The following is a 19,175-nucleotide window of genomic DNA, read 5'->3' on the forward strand; positions in this document are numbered from 1 at the left end:
TGGGCGGGGTAGGCCGTACCAGAGTGTCCGAGTGTTGTACTGGCGCTTCCGATAACGGCTACGTCAAATTGTCTGCTCGCTGTTGCGCTGGGATCGCGCCATTACTCGGACAAACGTTCCCACTCGCGGCTCATGTTCGAGCGTTCGTCAGGGTCCAGCGGTGTCGGCAGCCGTGTCGGTCGAGCGAAGTAGAGCGGGCACCAGATACGTACGCAACATCCGCCGCGTTACCTCGGGATCCCCTTCGAACGTGGCCGGCCGGGTGAGGAAGACCAAGTGAATGAACGTCAGCCACTCGACGACCTCGTCGATATCGCTTACGCGCAGTCGCCCGGCATCACGAAGCGGCTCCAAGATCGGCGCCCAGTAGCTCCGCTCCACGCGCGCGATCCGGTCAGACTGTTCGACGGTCCTGGAGGTGGTTGCCAGCGCGTCGGGTCGCAGCAGCATGTCGGTGTAGCGGCTGGTACGGGCTTGCTGAAGAAGGGCCATCGCCGCATCCACGATGAGGTCCTCCGGAGGCGCGGTCAGGTCCAGTGATTCGAACGCGATGGCCGCAGTGCGTGCACTCGCCTCCTCGATGACCTCGCCCAGCAGTTTCGGCTTGTTCTCGAAGTAGTTGTAGACCGTCTTGCGCGCGACCCCCGCAGCCTCCGCGATGTCTTCCATCGTGGTGCGGTGTAGGCCACGCTGCTCGAAGATCGCCGCGGCCACGGTCAGGATCCGCCTGCGGACTCGGACTTCGCGCTCATCGGCACCATTTAGGTTGTTCACCAGGCCTTTCACTTCCCCCAAATCTTATTTCTTCCAGTGTTGCGGCTTTCTTTACACAAATCCGCGCAATAGTGTAACTTCAGCTTCAATACACATACAGCCCAGATTGTGTAACGAGGTGACCGATGACGACGGTTGAACGCCGCACCATCATCCAGACCCGGGTCGAAGGCGGCACCGGATGGGTGACGCCCGATCATTCGTGCCGGGCTGACCTGCACGAAATCCAACTCGATGCCCTCAGGGCAGTGGCCGACCACATCGACAACCCGGCGGTGTCGACCATTGTCATCGCCGATTTTCCCGCTGCGGTGCTCAACGCTACGCCGTCGACGGCCCAAGGTTCCGACGCGGTTTTGCTCATGGACAAGTGTCGGCAGGTCAGCGAAAGGCTCTGGAGCTCGTCGAAGACCTTGATCGTGCGCCGTCAGAGCGCTCATCACGCCGCGTTCGATGGATCGGAGAGGCCGGTCTACATCGAACCCCTCACCGAACGCGAGCGACAAGTACTGTCCCTTGCCAGTCAGGGAATCTCCGCGCGCGCGATCGGCGCAAAGTTGTTCATCAGCGAACGCACGGTGGAATCCCACGTCAGCAATGGCTATCGCAAACTTGGAATCCGCTCGCGCATCGAACTTGTCAGACGCGCTCCAGAACTGGGTTTGTAGCTGGTCACCGGACGCATCGCGCCGACGCCGGCCGGTGATCACCCGAACGCGACCACGGTCCGCAGGGTGTTGCCGGAGTCCATCGCGCGCATCGCGGATTCGACCCCCTCGAGCGCGACAGTGTCCGTCACGGCCGACGATATGTCGAGTCTTCCCTGCTGTGCCAGGTCGATGATGCGGGGAAAGTCGCGGTCGACGTTGGCGCTTCCGAACACGCATCCGACGATCCGCTTGGCATCGACGACAAGCGTTCCTGGTATGCGGATTTCGGATCGAACGGCTGCGACCCCGATGACCACGACGGTCCCCCCGCGGCGCACTGCTCCGTAGGAGTCGTGCAGCGTCTGTGGGGCACCGACGGTGTCGAAAACATGGTCGACGCCATCCAGTCCAGCCGTTTGGACGACGTCTTGCAGCGAGGCGTCTTCGGGATTGTAGACATCTGTGGCACCCGACTGGACGGCAATGCCGCGCTTGTAGGCGATGGGATCGACGGCGATGATCCGTGCCGCCTCGGCGACGCGGCTGGCCTGGATCACCGCCTGGCCCACGCCGCCGCATCCCACCACCAGCACCGACGAGCCGGGACTGACCTGTGCTGTGTTGAAAACCGCCCCACATCCGGTCATGAACGCGCATCCGACCAGGGCGAGCTGGTCGTCGGGCAGGTCGCTGTCCACCCGGATGACGCTCTTGGAGTCAACGGTCATCGCTTCGGCGAAAGTACCCAGCCCGTTGGTGGCCACCAGACCAGTGCCGTCGGCTCGGTCGGCTCGCTGCGCACCGTACAACGCTGCGGCGTCGCACATATACGAGTCGCCCTTGCGACAGTGTGCACAGACGCCGCAACGTGGAATCGTCAAACCCACGACTCGGTCGCCCACCCGAAAGTCGGTCACGTCCGGGCCCACCCAGTCGACGACTCCGCAACCTTCGTGTCCGAGAATTGCGGGCGGGCACGGCACGCCCCCGGAGGCCACGAATACATCGGTGTGGCACACTCCCGCCGCGCGCAGCTGCACCACGACGTCGCGCGGTCCCGGAGGACGCGCGACTACTTCCTCGACCAACATCGGGCCGCCCTGCTCGGCGAAGAACGCGGCCTTCATCGTGCACCTATCCTCAGAGTTCCATGGGTCATGTTGACCTCCTATAGTGCGAAGCTGGCTCCGCCGCAGTCGACGTCGTGGTCATGCATCCGGTTGGCTACCAACCACACTGACAAAACTCACACAGCGCCCAGGCCTTCCGCCGAGGTTGTGTGTCAGCGCGCGAGTTCTGTCGGTGTCGACTTGCCGGTCGCCGGCTTCCCCCCGCAATTGCAGCCAGCATTCGAACAGCATCCGAAGGCCCGACGCCCCGATCGGATGACCGAACGACTTCAGTCCACCGTCCGGGTTGACCGGAAGCTGTCCGTCGAGGTCGAACGCGCCCGCCAACACCTCCTTCCAGGCCTGCCCGCGCGGCGCGAACCCGAGGTCTTCCATCAGAACCAATTCGGTGGGCGTGAAGCAGTCGTGCACCTCGGCCATCGCGAGTTCAGCACGGGGGTCTCGAATGCCGGCCTGTTGGTAGGCATCCGCAGCCGCACGTGTGACTTCGTCGAACGTTGTGTAGTCATAGGACGGGGACAGCACCCCTTCGCCCGAGCCGGATGCGAGCGCAAGCCCTTTGACGTACAGCGGACGGTCGGTGTACTTGTGAGCGTCTTCGGCCCGGCACAAGATCGCCGCGGCTGCGCCGTCCGAGACGCCGGAGCAGTCGAAGATACCCAACGAACCAGCGATGAGCGGTGCTGCGTTGATAGTCTCCTTGCTCACGCCGGTCTGGAATTGTGCACGTGAGTTCAGCGCGCCGTTTTGGTGGTTCTTCCACGCGATGTGGGTCATGACGTCTTTCATCACATCGCGGGGAACAGAGTACTTTTCGGCGTAAGCCGGCTCGAGATAGGAGAACACCGCCGGCGCGGAGATCGCCTCTTCGGTACCGTCATCCGGCCGGTTTGCGTACGCCAGACCGGAATACCCTGAGTCCTTGAGCTTTTCGACCCCGGTCGCCATCACCAAGTCATAGGCGCCTGACGCCACCGCATAGCACGCGTTGCGAAACGACTCCGAGCCGGTTGCGCAGTAATTCTCCACCCGGGTCACAGGTTTGTAGGACAACTTGAGCGGCACCGACAACGTCGTGCCACCGAACCCGGACAGCATCGTGCCCAGCCAGTACGCGTCGATGTCCTCGAGATCGATTCCGCTGGTTGAGCACGTCTCGTTGACGGCGTCGATGAGCAGATCGTCGGCGCTCTTGTCCCAGTGTTCGCCGAACGGAGTGCAGCCCATTCCGACAATCGCCACACGGTCGCGAATGCCTGTGGATCCCATCTATACGCCTGCCTCTCGGATCGGACGTGCCTTCCAGAAGTAATTGTGGACGCAGTTTTCGGAGGTATAGAGCCGACGGAAGGTCATCTCTACCCGCGTGCCGATCGCGATGTCGTCGGGCCCGCCATCGGTGATTTCGACACCGGCGCGCCCACCGCCGTCGTAATCGATCATGGCCGCGATCATCGGAGGTGACGGTGAGTACGCCAGCCGATCGACGGTGTACGTCGCTACAGTTGCTCGCTCGTCGGCGACCCGTTCGGCGACCATGTGATCGGTGGCATGGCATTTCACGCACACGCGGGCGGCGGGAAGATGACGGGTGCTGCACTTCTCGCAACGGCTGGCCATCAAGCCGTACTTCCAGTCTTTACGCCGCAGTGACGGACCGGCAGCCGGCGACGGGGGGTTCGGCCGTCGTGGTGGCTCTCGGTCCAGGCGGCCACGCCAGGTCAGGAACGAACCGTAGGTGAGTTGACCGTGCGCACCCTCGATCAGCCCCGCCACGGTGCGATTGCGCTTCGCTCGAGCCGACACCACGCGTTCGGTGGCGCGCATGACCACCACGTCGGCGCCCTCGGCCAACGAGACGGTCACTATCACGGACTTGGGTTCGGCCTGATCGAGGATGTGCGCCAGGCTGATTCCCGCAGCAGCAGTGCCTGCGTTGCCGATCCGCGGCTCCAGGTCTTTTACCTGTGCCTCAGCACGCACTCCGCTCCACCTGGTGAATGTCTTCACTGCACGGGCATTCAGTCCCGTGACGACAAGGTGGTCGATGTCATCGGCGGTGATTCCGGCCCTTTCCAGCGCGTCGTTGAAGGCTGCTCGGCCCAGAGGTTGATAAGCCGACTCGCCGAAACGGTCTTCGGACACTCGGGACGAGTCCTGGCCGGGGATGCGCCAGCGGTCGAGGATTTCTTCGGTGACCGAGGCCGATGCCAGCACGTCGACCAGTGCCTCATCGGAGTCGCCGAACAACAGGCAGGCCGCGCCGTCTCCTCCGTTCACCTCGTCCGCGCTTCCCGGTAAGCCGGTGCGCAAGTCGGAGGCGATGACGATTGCCGGCCGGTTGCTCGACTGCACCAGCTCGACCACCCCGGCAATGGATCGGCTTGCGCCGCCGAAATCGAATGCGGCGACGTGTTGCGGCAGTCCCAGCGCGGCATGTATCGCGGCCGCATTGGTCTTGTCGATGTAGGCCGGGCTGGTCGTCACAAAGTAAAGCGCCTCGGGAGCAAAGGTTTCCGGTGCGCTCGCCAGCGCGTCGCGAGCGGCTTCGACGCCCATCGTGGTCGAGTCTTCGTCGTATGCAGCGACGGCGCGCACTCCCTTACCACCACCGCTGCCAAGCACAGCACGGATGTCGGTGGCCGCGAGTCGCCAATACGGAATGTAGGCGCCATAGCCGACGAGGGCGCTCATCGGCCAACTCGGTTGGTGTGCGAACCTATCCACGGGCGGGGCATCGGTTCGCGCCCGCGCACCGCTTTACAAACTTCAGCCATCATATTGGCCTGCTTCGCAATATGATTCACAAGACTCGTTCTTCTCCTATCCGTGTTCGCCAAACGCGCCGACCTTGGCGCTGGTGGTGGGTTGGTGGCGGGCCAAGAATGCGCTTCGAGCGGCTTGGACGTGGGGTCGTCCCAGCATGTCGAGCTGACTGGCCGTTTCTCGGTCCAGGGCTTCGGCCAAAGTCAGCTTCGCCGACTCGGCGAGGAGGCGCTTGTCGGCGGCAAGTGTGGCTGCGGGTGCCTCGGCCAGGCGGCCGGCGATGGCCGCGACTTGCCGGTGAAAGTCATCGGTACGCACCAGGTGTGTGACCAGGCCCATCCGGAAGGCGAGTTCGGCCTCGACGATCTCGCCCAGCAAGACCAAACGGCGCGCCATCGAAATCCCGACAAGGCGGGGCAAGATCCAGGAACCACCCGTGTCTACGGTGAGTCCGCGGCGGATGAAGATCTCGCTGAACTGTGCCCGGTCGCTGGCGACAACGAGATCACAGGCGAGCGCAAGGTTACAACCCCCGCCGGCGGCAACGCCGTCGACGGCCGCCACACTGGGTTTCGACATCTTGGTGAGGCTCAGCACACATCGTTTGATATCGGCGAGGAGCTGCTCGGCGCTCATCCTCGGAGCCGCGTCGGTTGGTGTATTCGAGCGCGCGGAGATGTCGGCGCCGCTGCAGAACGACCCGCCCTCGCCGGTCAAGACGAGTACGCGGTCTACGTCGTTCGCCTCGACATCCTCGACGATGTCGGCCAGCTGCGCCCACATCTCGGGCAGCATCGCGTTCTTGCGAGCCGGCCTGTTCAACGCCACGTGGACCACGCTGCCGGATCGTCTGACAACGATATTGGCAGTCATCTGCGGCATGGTCCGCCTACGTTCACGGCCTCGACGATATTTTCCCCGACTATAGGCGGCATCCGTACCGGTACGCAGACGAGCAGCACTACATACCGCCTTCGCGGCCACCCCAGAGTTCGCGCTCAGCGGCGTCAGGGTCCTCGACGATGCCCGACCGCGGACCGAAGATCATGGTTGAGCGGCGGTCGACATCGTAGTTCGGCCATGTCTGCAGGCTGTCGTGAGTGGGATCGCCGTTACGCGCGAACGCAATCCAGGCGCCGCTGATCTCCAGGGTCAGCCGCGGGACGTCGCGATCCCGATACAGACCTCGGTTCGGTGACGTGATCCCCGCACCGGCGTCGGTGTTCGCGAACGCGAAGCCGACATCGATCGTGTGTGGGGCGCCGAGTTTGCCGCCGTACACCGAAGGGACGTGATCGACCCGGTACATGTGCACCCCGCTGCCGGCTGCGATAGCGCGTTCGGCCATGGTGATGCCACCGATCCTGATCTGGTCGGTGACCGCAGCAAGGAAACGATCCGCGACTGACGACGCCGGTCTGGTCGAGACGTAGTGCTCCAAGAGGTCGTCAAGACCATGGCCGAACACGTTGTCGGCCAGCATCTCCACCTGCTGTTCGGGGTCCATCGAGTCGATTCCGGGCACAGCGGCCACCAGCATGCTGGCTTCGTTGCGGCATGACCCGATCAAGAGCGGGACACCGTGGCTGGACGGTGAGGCGACCGGGGCGAAGGGATGCTGATCGATGACGCGGCCATCAACCGTCGGCGCGAGCCGGTATCCATCGCCGTACAGGCCACCCAACGGGCCGCCAAGAACCGCGCTTTGCGCATCGATGAGCTTCGTCACCGGCAGCTCACGCAGGCTCTGAATCGAGGTGACTCCCAGCTCGGCGAAAAGCGCTGTCGTCGTGGCTTCGGCTCGTTCGGGCTCGACCGCCCGTAACATCGGCCCACTTTGCAATATGGCCCGATGAAACAGGCCGCGAGCTTGCCGGACGCCCAGCAGCATGCTGATCTTGGCCGCGCCGCCGGACTCACCGAACACCGTGATTCGGGACGGATCGCCCCCGAATTCGGCGATGTTGTCTCGTACCCACTTCAGCGCTTCAACGATGTCGAGAAGGCCATGATTGGCCGACGCCCCGAACTCGCCATTTTCGTGGCCGGCCAAGGAGAGGAAACCCAACGCGCCGAGGCGGTGGTTGACGGTGACGACGACCACGTCCCCCGTCCGGCACAGATTGCTCCCGTCGTAGCCGGGTTCGTTACCGGAACCGACCGAGAACCACCCGCCGTGCAGCCAGACCATGACCGGGCGTGCGGCCGAGTCCACCGCAGGGGTATAGACATTGACGGTCAGGCAGTCTTCGTCATAGCGCTCGACAAACTTGTCGGTCGACTCGGTGGGGTCGAGCTTGTCGAACAACCGCGGCAGCCCAGGCTGCGGACAGGCGGCTGCTTGCTGGGTCGCATCGCGGACCTCCGTCCAGGGGGCCACGGGCTGCGGTGGACAGAAACGTAGGTCTGCGATCGGCGGGGCGGCGTAGGGCACACCTCGGAAAACCGCAACCCCGTTGCGTGCGACGCCGCGGACCCGGCCAGATGTGGTTCGAGCTTGCACCATTGTGAGATCATCCGCCCGCGCTCGCCTGCGGTGGATCCGTACCGCTACCGAAGCGTTTCGGGGCCGATGTGGTTTTCACCCGGCCGGGTCGTCGGATGACACTATCCACGGCCACAACTCATTTGGACCGCGGTCGGCAAGCGCGGTGCCCAAGCGATGGGCCCACTCGTACTCGTTGCCGTACTCGTCTCGCCACGCCCACAACCGTCGTGTATAGCGGTGCAAGGCGTATTCCTCCGACACGCCGATGGCGCCGTGAAGTTGATGTGCTGTCGTGGCGACCTGACCGGCGACCTCGCCCGCAACGACTTTCGCGGTCGCGGCGGCCTCCCAGGAGTCGGAGCCGTTCAGGGTGGCGCTGGCCAGTTCGGCCGCGGCACTCACCAGTGCGGCACGCTCGCGCATCAGAGCCAATTGATGGGCGACCACCTGAAAGTCCCGCAGGCGTCGTCCGAACTGTTCGCGCATTCCACAGTAGGTCGAGACCAATTCGACGACGGCATCCACCGCGCCCTGGATCAACACGGTGCGGATCGCTGCTCCCCGTGCCCGCAATTCGACAATGTCGAGAGCGGGGGCGACTGCGATCTCATCGGTGGCCACGGGCACGGCGTCAGCGGTGACGAGGTCACGAGGTTCCCCGGCGAGGGATTCACCGGAGACGACGGCCAGTCGTTCGATCGGCACGCGCACAACATAGTTGGCGGATGCATCGCTCAGGAGGGCCACGAAGTGACCGCTTCGCGACGCCCACGCGACGCGGTGTGCGGTACCAGTCAGCATCACGTTACTGCCGTCACGGAGCAGTCGCAGATCATCGGAGGCGTCACCCTGCGCGACGCAGAGCAGATCGGGCACCGCCGGTAGGTCGGCCTGCCGAAGAAGCCAATCACCCAACAGGTCTGTGTCACCGGTGGGGACGGAGGCGGCGGCTCGGCCGATCTCACGAAGAATCTCCACGGCGTCGTGCGCGGTTCCGCCCGGGCCGCCCCGTTCCTCCGGGACGGCGGCCCATGGAAACCCGGCGGTGACGAACGCTTGCCACTGCCCATCCACATCGGGCGTCGGCCCAGCCGGCTTCGCCGAGCGCGCAAACAGGTCGGAGACCGCGGCGCCGGTCGCGCCGATCTCGGCGGTCATCGCACACCTGACACCGCCGCGGATGCGGCCGGCGTCGTTGCGGGACGTTCATCGCGCGCTATCAGGCCGCGCAACACCTCGGTGGCGCCACCCCGAATGGTGAAGGTTGGCGATGTCAGTACGGCTCGGGCGAGTAACGATTCGAAGCTGTCGGCAGAAGAGGGTGTCAACTCCTCGCCCCACAAGCGACGTACAACTTCGACCGTCTCTTGTTCGAGGGCGGTGGCAAGATCTTTGGCGACCGCCGCCTGCACAATCGGGGTCATTCCGCGATCGATACGTCGAGCGACATTCAACGACACCCGTCGCACAGTGCGATATTTCGCCATCAGCCGCCCGATCTCGGCGAATGCAGGACCGCGGTCGAGCCCGTCGCGGGCAATTCGGCCAGTGATACCGGTCAGGCAACCCCACACCGAAAGCCAGCGCTCAGGCCCGTAACGCTCCAAGGCCAGCTCTGCTGCCGCCTGAGTCCACCCCTGTCCTTCACGCCCGAGAAGCCGATTGTCGGGAACGAAAACGTCGTCGAGGACAACCTCGCAGAACTCCTCGTTGCCATCCATGGTGCGGATCGGGCGGACGTGCACGCCTTCGGCCTTCAGGGAGATGATCAGTTGGGACAGACCACTGTGACGGTCTTCGCCGCGTGGTTGGGTCCTGCACAGCGTGAGAAGGTAGTCGTTGTATTGCGCGAAGGTCGTCCAGATTTTCGTCCCGGATACCCGCCATCCGTCCGCCACCCGACGGGCCTGCGTGCGAACTGCCGAAAGGTCGCTGCCCGCTTCGGGTTCGCTCAGACCGATGGAAAAGTAACAAGCGCCACGCACGATGTCTGGAAGGAAGGTGCGGCGCTGCTCGTCGGTACCGATTCGCACGATCGACGGGGCTACTTGCCGGTCGGCCAGCCAGTGCGCTCCAACCGGTGCCTGGGCGGCCAACAATTCCTCGGTCACGATGAAGCGTTGCACAGCGGTCCCGTTGCGCCCACCGTATTGAGATGGCACAGACAAGCCGAGCCACCCGGCCTCACCGAGCCGACGCGAAAATCGCGCATCGTGGCCGCCCGACATGCCGAGGCACGTCCGGCCGTCGGCGGGGAGCTCGTGCTCGAGCCAGCGACGGATCTGTGAACGCAGATCCCTTACCGAAGTATTCTTCAGGTCACGCGATTCTTCTCCAGTGGCGCCGCGCAAAGTAGTCCTCATATGCATCGAATTCGGTCGGTAACGAGCCCCGTCGGCCACCGGTCCGCCAGGCCGCGATCACAGGATGGCAACCGTTGAGTTCAACAGCATCAGTAGCTCTACGGAATTCATCGTTGCCTCAATACGTCATATGACACGACTCAGTGTGCAGCCGCAATCGCTCGCGCCCCCAAAACGCCAGAGCCGGCGGCCGCTTCCGTCCAACATCCCGCCAGAGGTGCTGCCCCCTGACCGACGTACCACAGTCCATCGAGCGAGCCGCTGCGACGCGGAAGCTTCGGCGCCACAGTCACATAGTCCAGCCAGGCCTCCGATGTGTGCACTAGCGTCTTCACTTCCAAGACCGCATCGTGGTAGCCCGGGATGACCTGAGCCAGACCAGCCTCGACCTCGCGAACCGCCTCGTCCACGGGGCGGTCACCGATGTTTGTCGCAACCAGGTGAATCAGCTGCTTTCCGGGCTCGACGTTGCTGTGGTGAGTGGGCACGGCCGCCCCCAACCGTCGACCATCGGGCCAGCTGATGCTCAGCGAAACAGGGGCCATCACCTCTCGGTCGAACAAGGCGAACATCACCAGCTGACGCTGCGGTTGAGGGCCATCGAAATCTCGGGTGACCTGAACCTCGGTGGGGGTGGGGTCGAGAAGCTTCGCGATACGCGCGTTGCCGGTAGACAGCGCCACCGCGGGCGCGCGCACCTCGGTGCCGTCCTTCAACACGACCCCCACGGCGCGGTCGTCCTCGATGACGACCTCGCTGACCTTGCGACCCCGCCAGACTTCGCCGCCGCGCAACTCGACCTCGCGGGCCATCGGGATCCACACTCCGTCACACGGATCGGGAACGATCTCGCAACCCATCCCTTCGTGGCAGTACCAGATCCGCAGCGTCCAGAGCCCGCATGCAGCGGACAGGTACTGCACCGCGTCGGACTGGTTCAGCCCGTTGGGGCGGCCGAACATGACAGACAAGCGGGCCGCGACTTCTGGGCCAGCTCCGTGGCTTTGAAGCCAGTCGTAACAGCGCACCCGATCCAGTGCGAGCACCTCTTCGGGGGACAGAGCGAACGCCGCGCGCGCCGCTGCCACGATCTCTGAACGTGCATCGTCGGGAAGCGGATCGCCGCCCAGAGATGACAACACCTCGGCGACCGCGGATGGAGTCGCCATGTAAGGCAGATCAGCGCGCTTGCCGGTGCCCACGACGGTCGATTCCATCGGCTGGTAATCCCGCAGTTTCAGGGGGATGTCGAGCCTGCGAGCGAGCGGGACCCACCAGCCACCTCCCCAACTCGACTGCCACGCCAATGCCTGCACCGTTCCGCGGTTCTGTCCGAAGCGCACGGATCGGAAGTGATACCCGACCTCTGGACCTTCGGCGATGAGCAGAGGGCGAAGCCCCTGCAACACAAGCTCACCAGCACAGCACACACCCGCAGCGCCACCGCCGACGACGATGACATCGAAGGCACCTGTACTTGACATTCCGGCAATCTCCTTGATTCTGGCGAGAGGTGCGCAGGGAGCATCCGTCCATGCACCCATCGCGGTCGCTGGAGTTCGACCTCGGCTCCCAACGCGCACCGCGGGTCGCGATACCTCGAGTGGCCCTCGTCGTGGGGTCGCGGAGCCAGGACACAGTTGAACCGGCCGGTCAGTCCCCCTTCAACCGGCCGGCAACGACGTCGAGATCGATGCCTTCATGAACACCGACGTATTCGACGTAGCGGCATATCAAGCCATCCCGGAAGCTCAGTACGACGCAGTTTTCCATCTTGATCTGCTCACCAGCCGGCGCCAATCCCGGCCCCCCACCACTGATTGCAGTCCACTCCATCTCGTAAACCACCGTGTCGTCGGAGGCGATCAGCCTACGGACATCCATGTGGCGTCGAGAGAAGAGTGCGACTCCTGTTGACGCGGAAACCTCCATGTGCGGGGTCTGCTTGATGCCCGCCGCGGGAAAATCTATCTCGGCGTCTTTGGTGAGCACCGCAAGAAAACGCCGCATCGCATCGTCCTGGCCCGACCAGCCCAGACTGTTGTAAGCGTCGATGAACTCCTCTGCCGTCGCCTTGTTGCGTTGCGCTCCTTCGGTGGTGGTCGTCATTGTCGCCTCCCGACGCGGTGTAGGACTTGGAACCGAGAATGCCAACGTGATAGTGGCGGGCAATCCGTACAGCTACGGATCCTGGCCATCGGCCGCTCAGATACGCTCACCAACTCCGAGGCCATCAACGAAACTTTGGAGCCACATTGCGTATCGGCCTGATGGCGACCTGCCTTGCCGACGCATTGTTTCCCCAAGCCGCGATCGCCGTGGTGACGTTGCTCGAGCGACTGGGCCACGAAGTCGTGTTTCCCGCCGGGCAGACGTGTTGCGGCCAAATGCACATCAACACCGGGTATCTCGCGGAGGCCGCTCCCCTGGTTCGACATCACGTCGAAGTGTTCGAGCGCTGTCAATGCGACGTGGTCGTCGCGCCGTCGGGCTCGTGTGTGGGTTCGGTGCGCCATCAGCACGCCTGGGTGGCCCGTCGAGCAGGAGACGAGGCATTGGCACGGCGCGCCGAAGTGTTGGCTGCGCGCACCTATGAGCTGTCTGAGCTGATCTTCGACGTGCTCGGACTACGCGACGTGGGCGCGTACTACCCCCACCGGGTCACCTACCACCCCACCTGCCATTCGTTGCGCATGTTGCGCGTCGGCGACAAGCCGCTCGAGTTGCTGCGCAACGTCAGAGGGCTGACCCTGGTGGAGTTGCCGAACGCCGACACGTGCTGCGGGTTCGGCGGAACCTTCGCGATCAAGAACGCCGACACGTCTACGGCAATGCTGGCCGACAAGATGGCATGCGTACTCGAATCTGGAGCCGAGATCTGCACCGCGGGTGACTCATCCTGTCTGATGCAGATCGGTGGCGGGTTGAACCGAATGCGCGCATCGGTGCGCACCGTGCATCTTGCCGAGATCCTGGCATCGACCGAAGCCGGCCCCGGACCGCAGGCAAGCTCTCGATGACAACCTTCCTGGGCATACCAGGCTTCGGCAATCTGCGCGGAACCGAACCGTTCCCCGAGGCGGCGCGTCGTGAACTTCGCAACACCCAGATGCGCCGAAATGTCGGCCATGCCACCCACACCATTCGATCCAAACGGGCTGTGGCGGTGGCAGAGTGCAGCGACTGGGAGCAGCTGCGCGCCGCTGGCAGCGCACTCAAGCGTGACGTGATGGCCCGTCTACCCGAACTGCTTGAAAAATTGGAGCACAACGTCATCGCCAACGGCGGTGTGGTGCACTGGGCCCGAGACGCGACCGAGGCCAACCAGATCATCACCGGCATAGTGCGCGACTGCGGAAGCAACGAAGTCGTCAAGGTCAAATCCATGGCGACCCAGGAAATCGGACTCAACGAGCACCTGGAAGCCCACGGCATCGCCGCCATCGAAACCGACCTCGCCGAGCTCATCGTGCAGTTGGGCCGAGACAAACCCAGCCACATCCTGGTCCCCGCCATCCACCGAAGTCGAGCCGAGATTCGCGAGACCTTCATGCGTGAGATGTCAGATGTCGGGCAGCTGACCGACGATCCGCGAGCACTCGCGATGGCCGCGCGCACTCATCTGCGCCGGAAGTTCCTGTCCGCGCGGGTGGCCGTCAGCGGCGCCAACTTCGCGGCCGCCGACACCGGGACCGTGGTGGTAGTCGAGTCTGAGGGCAACGGACGGATGTGTCTGACGTTGCCGGAAACGCTCATCACGGTGATGGGCATCGAAAAGCTCATCCCACGGTTTTCCGATCTCGAGGTATTCATGCAACTCCTGCCGCGGTCATCGACTGCCGAACGCATGAATCCCTACACGTCCATGTGGACCGGCGTACATGCCGGCGACGGGCCACAACGATTCCATCTGGTACTGCTGGACAATGGACGCACCAGGGTACTGGGCGATCCCGAAGGCCGTGCCGCACTGTACTGCATTCGCTGCAGCGCCTGCCTCAACGTCTGCCCGGTCTACGAACGCACCGGTGGACATGCCTACGGCTCGGTGTATCCGGGTCCCATCGGCGCGATTCTCAGCCCTCAGCTCACCGGTACCCAGGGCCACGGCGACCCCAATGCTTCGCTGCCATATGCGTCTTCGCTATGCGGCGCATGTTTCGATGCGTGCCCGGTGCTCATCGACATCCCCAGCATCCTGGTCCACCTTCGTGCACAGCAAGTCGACTCCGAACGCGGTGGCCTACCCGGTGGACAAGACCTGGCGATGAAGGCCGCGGCGTGGACGATGCGGTCGCCGCGCCGCTTTGCCCTGGCCGAGCGGGCAGCGGGGGCGACACGACGACTGATGCGTTCCGATGGTCAGATCAGTGCATTGCCGTGGCCGGGATCACGGTGGACGACGAGCCGGGATCTGCCACGACCGCCGGCAGAAACCTTCCGTCAGTGGTGGGACCGAACGCACGGCACAGCACCCGATGAGTGACTCCGACGCTCGCACAGCGATACTCACCCGCATTCGCGCGGCGTTACGCGCCCAGCCAGACCACGTCGACGTACCGCGTGATTACGAGCACTCACCACTGGCCGGCACCGGTGATGCGGATCGTTTCGCCGACGCCGTGAGCGAGTACCGCGCCCGCGTCCACCGCATTCATGCGAGGGCCATACCCGCCACGATCGCCGCCTTGGCGACAACGCAGGGACCGGTCGCCGTCCCCGCCGATCTACCGAGCGGATGGGTTGAGGGGATCGAGACCATCTCCGACAGGACCGAAACACCGCTGACCGTCGAACAGCTCGATCAGGTCGGCGCAGTGGTCACGGGATGCGCGCTCGGCATCGCCGCCACCGGAACTGTGGTACTCGACGCCGGAGCAGCCCAAGGCAGGCGGGCGCTGACCCTGGTCCCCGACCACCACATCTGCGTGGTGTTCGCCGACCAGATCGTCGACACCGTGCCGCAGGCATTTGCGTCGCTGAATCCCGTTGCACCACTGACCTTCATCTCCGGTCCAAGCGCGACCAGCGACATCGAACTGAACCGCGTGGAAGGCGTACACGGTCCGCGCACTCTCGACGTGCTACTCGTCGACCGCTGACACCACAATGGAAGACGCGGCGCGCGCGCTATCCGGTCACGTCGGCCAGGAGCACCGGTGGAGTTTGCGACTTCTGGTATGGGTGATCATTCTCGTCCTGGCCAACGTCCTGGCCGATGTGGCCGTCGGCTCGCCCATGATGGTTCTGCCCCAGCTGCTGCAGCATTTCGACACCGATCAGGTCGCATGGCTGAATGTGAGCGTGATGCTGGCCGGCGCCATCTGGTCGCCGCTGCTGGCGAAGAGTTCCGACATCTTCGGGAAGCGCCGCGTCCTCGTCGCCACACTAGTCCTCGCGTGCACAGGAGCGCTGGTCTGCTTCGTGGCCACCAGTCTCTGGGTTTTTCTGGTGGGGCGCTTCATCCAAGGTGCCGCCTTCGCAGCGGTCTTCATCACCGTCGCCCTCGCGCGTCAAATCTGTAGCCCGCGAGTGGCGATGGCCGTGGTCGGACTCGTGACATCCGGCTCGGCGGCGGTCGGAATCGTCGAGCCGTTTCTGATGAAGCCGGTGATCGATGTGTTCGGCTTCCGGAGCGTGTTCATCGCGGCGGCACTGCTCGCCGCGGCGGCCGCGCTGTGCGTGCGCCTGTTCATCCCGGAGTCGCCGATCCGAATCGCCGGCCGGATCGACGTCGTCGGGGCGCTGCTTCTCGGCGCTGCTCTTGGTGCGGTGCTCGCCTATCCCAGCCTCGGGAGCGACCTCGGATGGCTGTCCGCGGGCATGCTTGCGCTGTTGGCCACCGGGGTCGTCGCGTTGGCCGGCTGGGCGTTTCGCACGTTTCGGGTGGACGAACCCATCATCGACATCCGAGCACTCACCCGCCCGATCCTGCTGACGCTGTTGGCCCTCGCACTGGCCGCCGGCTCGTTTCGGAGCATGCTGCAACTGACAAGCATCGTCGCGCAGGTACCTGCCGACCTGCGGCTGGGTTACGGACTGGGCAATGGCGAGGCCATCGCAGTGCTGTTGGCCACGCCCAATCTCGGCATCGTCATCGGTGGTGTGTGCGCCGGATGGCTCGCGGGTCTGTTGGGTCCTCGAAGCCCCCTGATCGGAGGCATCCTCGTCGGCGTCGTCGCGACGTTCACGATGCTGGCAGGCGTATCAGTGCTCCCGCTGGCGATCATCTGCTGCGCGATGCTCGGTGCGGCCGCCGGCGCGATCGGTGCGTCGGGGTACAACCTGGCCACCGATCTCGCTGCACCCGAGCATCAGGGCACGATCGCCGGGCTGGTGTCGGTCGTGCTCGCCGTCGGATCGGTTGCCGTAACCGTCGCCGGCGGCGAGGTGCTCAAGGCCACCCAGGTACCGAGCACCGTCTCCGACGGCGCCCCGGCCAGCACGGCCAGCGGCATTCACCTCTACATCCTCCTGGCCGGAGGGCTCTTCGGCCTCGCCGCGGTTCCCGCAATCATGCTCATGCGCAACCGGGCCGACGTCGACGGTCGACCGCCATATCGCAGGGCCTAGGCTGCGCGCTCAAGGATGGCCAGGGGAATCGACCGCTCCGTGCGAGCCTGATCGCCATCCAGCGTCCCCCGGGGAAACGCGACGACGATGTCGTTTTTCCGCTAGTCATGTCGGTGGGCACGTGTAATTGTTGAGGCGTGCACGACGACTTCGACCGCTGCTACCGGGCCGTGCAGTCCAAGGACGCCCGGTTCGACGGCTGGTTTGTCACCGCCGTGCTGACGACGGGAATCTACTGTCGGCCCAGTTGCCCGGTGCGGCCGCCGCACGCGCACAACATGCGGTTCTACCCCACCGCGGCAGCCGCGCAGAAGGCCGGCTTCCGCGCCTGCAAGCGGTGCCGGCCCGACGCGTCACCGGGTTCACCTGAGTGGAATGTGCGCGGCGACGTGGTCGCGCGCGCGATGCGTCTGATCGCCGACGGCACGGTCGACCGGGAAGGCGTATCCGGCTTGGCTACTCGGCTGGGCTACACCACCCGGCAACTCGAGCGGCTGCTGCAGGCCGAGGTGGGCGCGAACCCGCTGGCGCTGGCCAGAGCACAGCGCACCCACACCGCACGGATTCTCATCGAAACCACTGACTTAGCGTTCAGCGACGTCGCTTTCGCGGCCGGATTCTCCAGCATCCGGCAGTTCAACGACAGCGTGCGCGAGGTCTACGACCTGACACCCACGGCCCTGCGTCAGCGGGCACGCACACCCGTCGGCCGCGAGCCCGCCGGCGCCGGAGCGCTCGCATTACGCCTGCCGGTCCGCACGCCGTTCGCCTACGAAGGGCTGTTCGGCCACCTCGCGGCCAGCATCGTCCCAGGCATCGAGGAGGTTCGCGGCGGCGCGTACCGACGCACCCTGCGCCTGCCAAACGGGAACGGGATTGTCAGTCTCACACCGCAACCCGACCACGTGGAATGTCAGATCGTGCTTGACGACTTCCGCGATCTCACCACCGCGATCGCCCGGTGTCGCCGCCTGCTCGATCTCGACGCAGACCCGGAGGCGGTTATCGACATGCTCGGCGCAGATCCTGAGCTCAGCGTGTTGGTCGCCAAGGCCCCGGGGCAACGCATACCGCGTACGGTCGACGAACAGGAACTTGCCGTGCGCGTGGTGCTCAGCCAACAGGTGTCCCTCAAGGCTGCCCGAACCCATGCCGGACGCCTGGTGGCGGCCTACGGCCGCCCCGTCAACGACCCCAACGGCGGTCTGACACATGTGTTTCCGGCCGTGGAGGACCTGGCCGAGATCGATCCGACGCATTTGGCGGTGCCGAAGTCTCGCCGGCGGTCGCTGCTGACGCTCGTCCGCGCCCTCGCAGACCGCGAAGTGAGCCTCGACGCGGGTTGCGATTGGAACCGAACGCGCGCACAGTTGCTGAGCCTGTCCGGCATCGGGCCCTGGACCGCGGAGGTGATCGCCATGCGCGGGCTCGGCGATCCGGACGCGTTCCCCGCTGGTGACCTCGGCGTACGACTGGCCGCCAAGCAGATCGGATTGCCGGGCGATCAGCGGGCACTCGAACAGCACAGTTCGCGGTGGCGCCCGTGGCGGTCCTACGCAACCCAGCACCTCTGGACAGCCCTCGATCACGCGGTCAATGAGTGGCCGCCGAAGGAGAACCGATGACAGCGCTGCAATTTCGCGCGATGGACAGCCCCGTGGGTCAACTGACCTTGGCAGGCACCGACGGGCGGTTGAGGCATTTGCGGATGGTCGATCAGACCTACGAGCCCAGCCGTGACGGCTGGGAGCCCGACGACAACGCGTTCCCCGACGCCGTCGAGCAACTGAACGCCTACTTCGCCGGTGACCTCCGTGAATTCGACCTGCGCCTGGATCTGGTCGGTACGGCGTTTCAGCGGCGGGTCTGGGAGGCACTGCTGACGATTCCCTACGGTGAGACCCGCTCCTACGGCGAGATCGCCAGGCAGATCGGATCACCCGGCGCATTCCGTGCCGTCGGGTTGGCCAACGGCCACAATCCGATTGGCATCATCGTTCCGTGTCACCGGGTGATCGGTTCGAATGGCAGCCTCACCGGGTACGGCGGTGGCCTGGATCGGAAGAGGGCGCTGCTCGACATGGAGAGGAGCAGGGTTTCGCCGGTTGCGACATTGTTCGATTGAGACTGCGGCCGTTCAGCGGAGTAGTTCAGTCAAGTTTCGCCTCGTAGCGCAGCAGGACGGCGCCGCATGGGAAGGTGCGGTTCTCCAACAGCCGCAGCGAGATCCATGACGGCAGTGTCGGAAAGAACGGAGTGCCACCACCCACGGCGGTAGGCGCGATCACGAGCCGGTATTCGTCCACCAGTCCGGCCTGCACGATCGGTGCGGCCAGCGTGGCGCCGGCTACCTCCAGGTTGCCGTCGGTCTCCGCTTTGAGCTTTGTCACTACCTCGACGGGGTGGCCGCGGTCCAGCCGGGAGTTCCAGT

General features: G+C 64.7%; 18 protein-coding genes. 7 read left to right on the forward strand and 11 right to left on the reverse strand.

Features of this window, described 5'->3' with window-relative positions; translation table 11 throughout:
• Window positions 1–147 precede the first annotated feature (147 nt).
• The gene (locus ABQE89_RS22350; protein ID WP_448420689.1) at window positions 148–774 is read right to left on the reverse strand and encodes a TetR/AcrR family transcriptional regulator; all 627 of its coding nucleotides are present in this window, start codon (window positions 772–774) and stop codon (window positions 148–150) included.
• Between the two features lie 125 nt (window positions 775–899).
• Here ABQE89_RS22350 and ABQE89_RS22355 point away from each other — a divergent pair, with 125 nt between their 5' ends.
• Entirely contained in the window at window positions 900–1,442 is a 543-nt protein-coding gene (locus ABQE89_RS22355; protein WP_448420691.1) for a helix-turn-helix transcriptional regulator, read from the forward strand.
• A gap of 38 nt (window positions 1,443–1,480) precedes the next feature.
• Here ABQE89_RS22355 and ABQE89_RS22360 read toward each other — a convergent pair whose 3' ends face one another.
• The 9 genes from ABQE89_RS22360 to ABQE89_RS22400 all read right to left on the reverse strand — a co-directional run bounded on the left by ABQE89_RS22360 (window position 1,481) and on the right by ABQE89_RS22400 (window position 12,280).
• Window positions 1,481–2,551 (reverse strand): alcohol dehydrogenase catalytic domain-containing protein, encoded by a 1,071-nt coding sequence (locus tag ABQE89_RS22360; protein WP_448420693.1) that lies wholly within the window; start codon window positions 2,549–2,551, stop codon window positions 1,481–1,483.
• Between the two features lie 81 nt (window positions 2,552–2,632).
• A complete protein-coding gene (locus tag ABQE89_RS22365; protein ID WP_448420695.1) occupies window positions 2,633–3,823 on the reverse strand; it encodes an acetyl-CoA acetyltransferase in 1,191 nt (396 codons plus the stop codon).
• On the reverse strand, window positions 3,824–5,248 hold the full coding sequence (locus ABQE89_RS22370) for an OB-fold domain-containing protein (RefSeq protein WP_448420696.1): 1,425 nt from the start codon (window positions 5,246–5,248) through the stop codon (window positions 3,824–3,826).
• Window positions 5,249–5,377: 129 nt separating this feature from the next.
• Complete coding sequence (locus ABQE89_RS22375) at window positions 5,378–6,304, reverse strand: enoyl-CoA hydratase/isomerase family protein (RefSeq protein ID WP_448420698.1); 927 nt, start codon at window positions 6,302–6,304, stop codon at window positions 5,378–5,380.
• Entirely contained in the window at window positions 6,282–7,826 is a 1,545-nt protein-coding gene (locus ABQE89_RS22380) for a carboxylesterase/lipase family protein (protein ID WP_448420701.1), read from the reverse strand. Before ABQE89_RS22380 ends, ABQE89_RS22375 begins: the two co-directional genes overlap by 23 nt.
• Window positions 7,827–7,901: 75 nt before the next feature.
• Window positions 7,902–8,966: an acyl-CoA dehydrogenase family protein gene (locus ABQE89_RS22385; RefSeq protein WP_448420703.1), complete on the reverse strand. Its 1,065-nt coding sequence runs from the start codon at window positions 8,964–8,966 to the stop codon at window positions 7,902–7,904.
• The gene (locus ABQE89_RS22390; RefSeq protein WP_448420749.1) at window positions 8,963–10,177 is read right to left on the reverse strand and encodes an acyl-CoA dehydrogenase family protein; all 1,215 of its coding nucleotides are present in this window, start codon (window positions 10,175–10,177) and stop codon (window positions 8,963–8,965) included. The genes ABQE89_RS22385 and ABQE89_RS22390 overlap by 4 nt, the downstream gene beginning before the upstream one ends.
• Window positions 10,178–10,311: 134 nt before the next feature.
• Entirely contained in the window at window positions 10,312–11,715 is a 1,404-nt protein-coding gene (locus ABQE89_RS22395; RefSeq protein ID WP_448420705.1) for an FAD-binding protein, read from the reverse strand.
• A 109-nt stretch (window positions 11,716–11,824) separates the two neighbouring features.
• Window positions 11,825–12,280 (reverse strand): nuclear transport factor 2 family protein, encoded by a 456-nt coding sequence (locus tag ABQE89_RS22400; RefSeq protein ID WP_448420707.1) that lies wholly within the window; start codon window positions 12,278–12,280, stop codon window positions 11,825–11,827.
• Window positions 12,281–12,426: 146 nt separating this feature from the next.
• Here ABQE89_RS22400 and ABQE89_RS22405 point away from each other — a divergent pair, with 146 nt between their 5' ends.
• The 6 genes from ABQE89_RS22405 (at window position 12,427) to ABQE89_RS22430 (ending at window position 18,869) form a co-directional block, all read left to right on the forward strand.
• Window positions 12,427–13,191 carry a (Fe-S)-binding protein gene (locus tag ABQE89_RS22405; protein WP_448420709.1) on the forward strand — a complete coding sequence of 255 codons (765 nt, stop codon included), beginning with the start codon at window positions 12,427–12,429 and terminating at the stop codon, window positions 13,189–13,191.
• Window positions 13,188–14,657: a lactate utilization protein B gene (locus ABQE89_RS22410; protein WP_448420711.1), complete on the forward strand. Its 1,470-nt coding sequence runs from the start codon at window positions 13,188–13,190 to the stop codon at window positions 14,655–14,657. The genes ABQE89_RS22405 and ABQE89_RS22410 overlap by 4 nt, the downstream gene beginning before the upstream one ends.
• The gene (locus tag ABQE89_RS22415; protein ID WP_448420713.1) at window positions 14,650–15,273 is read left to right on the forward strand and encodes a LutC/YkgG family protein; all 624 of its coding nucleotides are present in this window, start codon (window positions 14,650–14,652) and stop codon (window positions 15,271–15,273) included. Before ABQE89_RS22410 ends, ABQE89_RS22415 begins: the two co-directional genes overlap by 8 nt.
• Before the next feature lie 82 nt (window positions 15,274–15,355).
• On the forward strand, window positions 15,356–16,744 hold the full coding sequence (locus ABQE89_RS22420) for an MFS transporter (RefSeq protein ID WP_448420715.1): 1,389 nt from the start codon (window positions 15,356–15,358) through the stop codon (window positions 16,742–16,744).
• Window positions 16,745–16,881: 137 nt separating this feature from the next.
• Window positions 16,882–18,369, forward strand: coding sequence for an AlkA N-terminal domain-containing protein (locus ABQE89_RS22425; RefSeq protein ID WP_448420717.1), 1,488 nt, complete (start codon window positions 16,882–16,884; stop codon window positions 18,367–18,369).
• Complete coding sequence (locus ABQE89_RS22430; RefSeq protein WP_448420719.1) at window positions 18,366–18,869, forward strand: methylated-DNA--[protein]-cysteine S-methyltransferase; 504 nt, start codon at window positions 18,366–18,368, stop codon at window positions 18,867–18,869. Before ABQE89_RS22425 ends, ABQE89_RS22430 begins: the two co-directional genes overlap by 4 nt.
• A gap of 25 nt (window positions 18,870–18,894) precedes the next feature.
• Here ABQE89_RS22430 and ABQE89_RS22435 read toward each other — a convergent pair.
• The coding region (locus ABQE89_RS22435; RefSeq protein ID WP_448420721.1) for a dihydrofolate reductase family protein at window positions 18,895–19,175 on the reverse strand (281 nt) is incomplete at its 5' end.

The sequence above is a fragment of the Mycolicibacterium sp. XJ1819 genome (assembly GCF_053483675.1).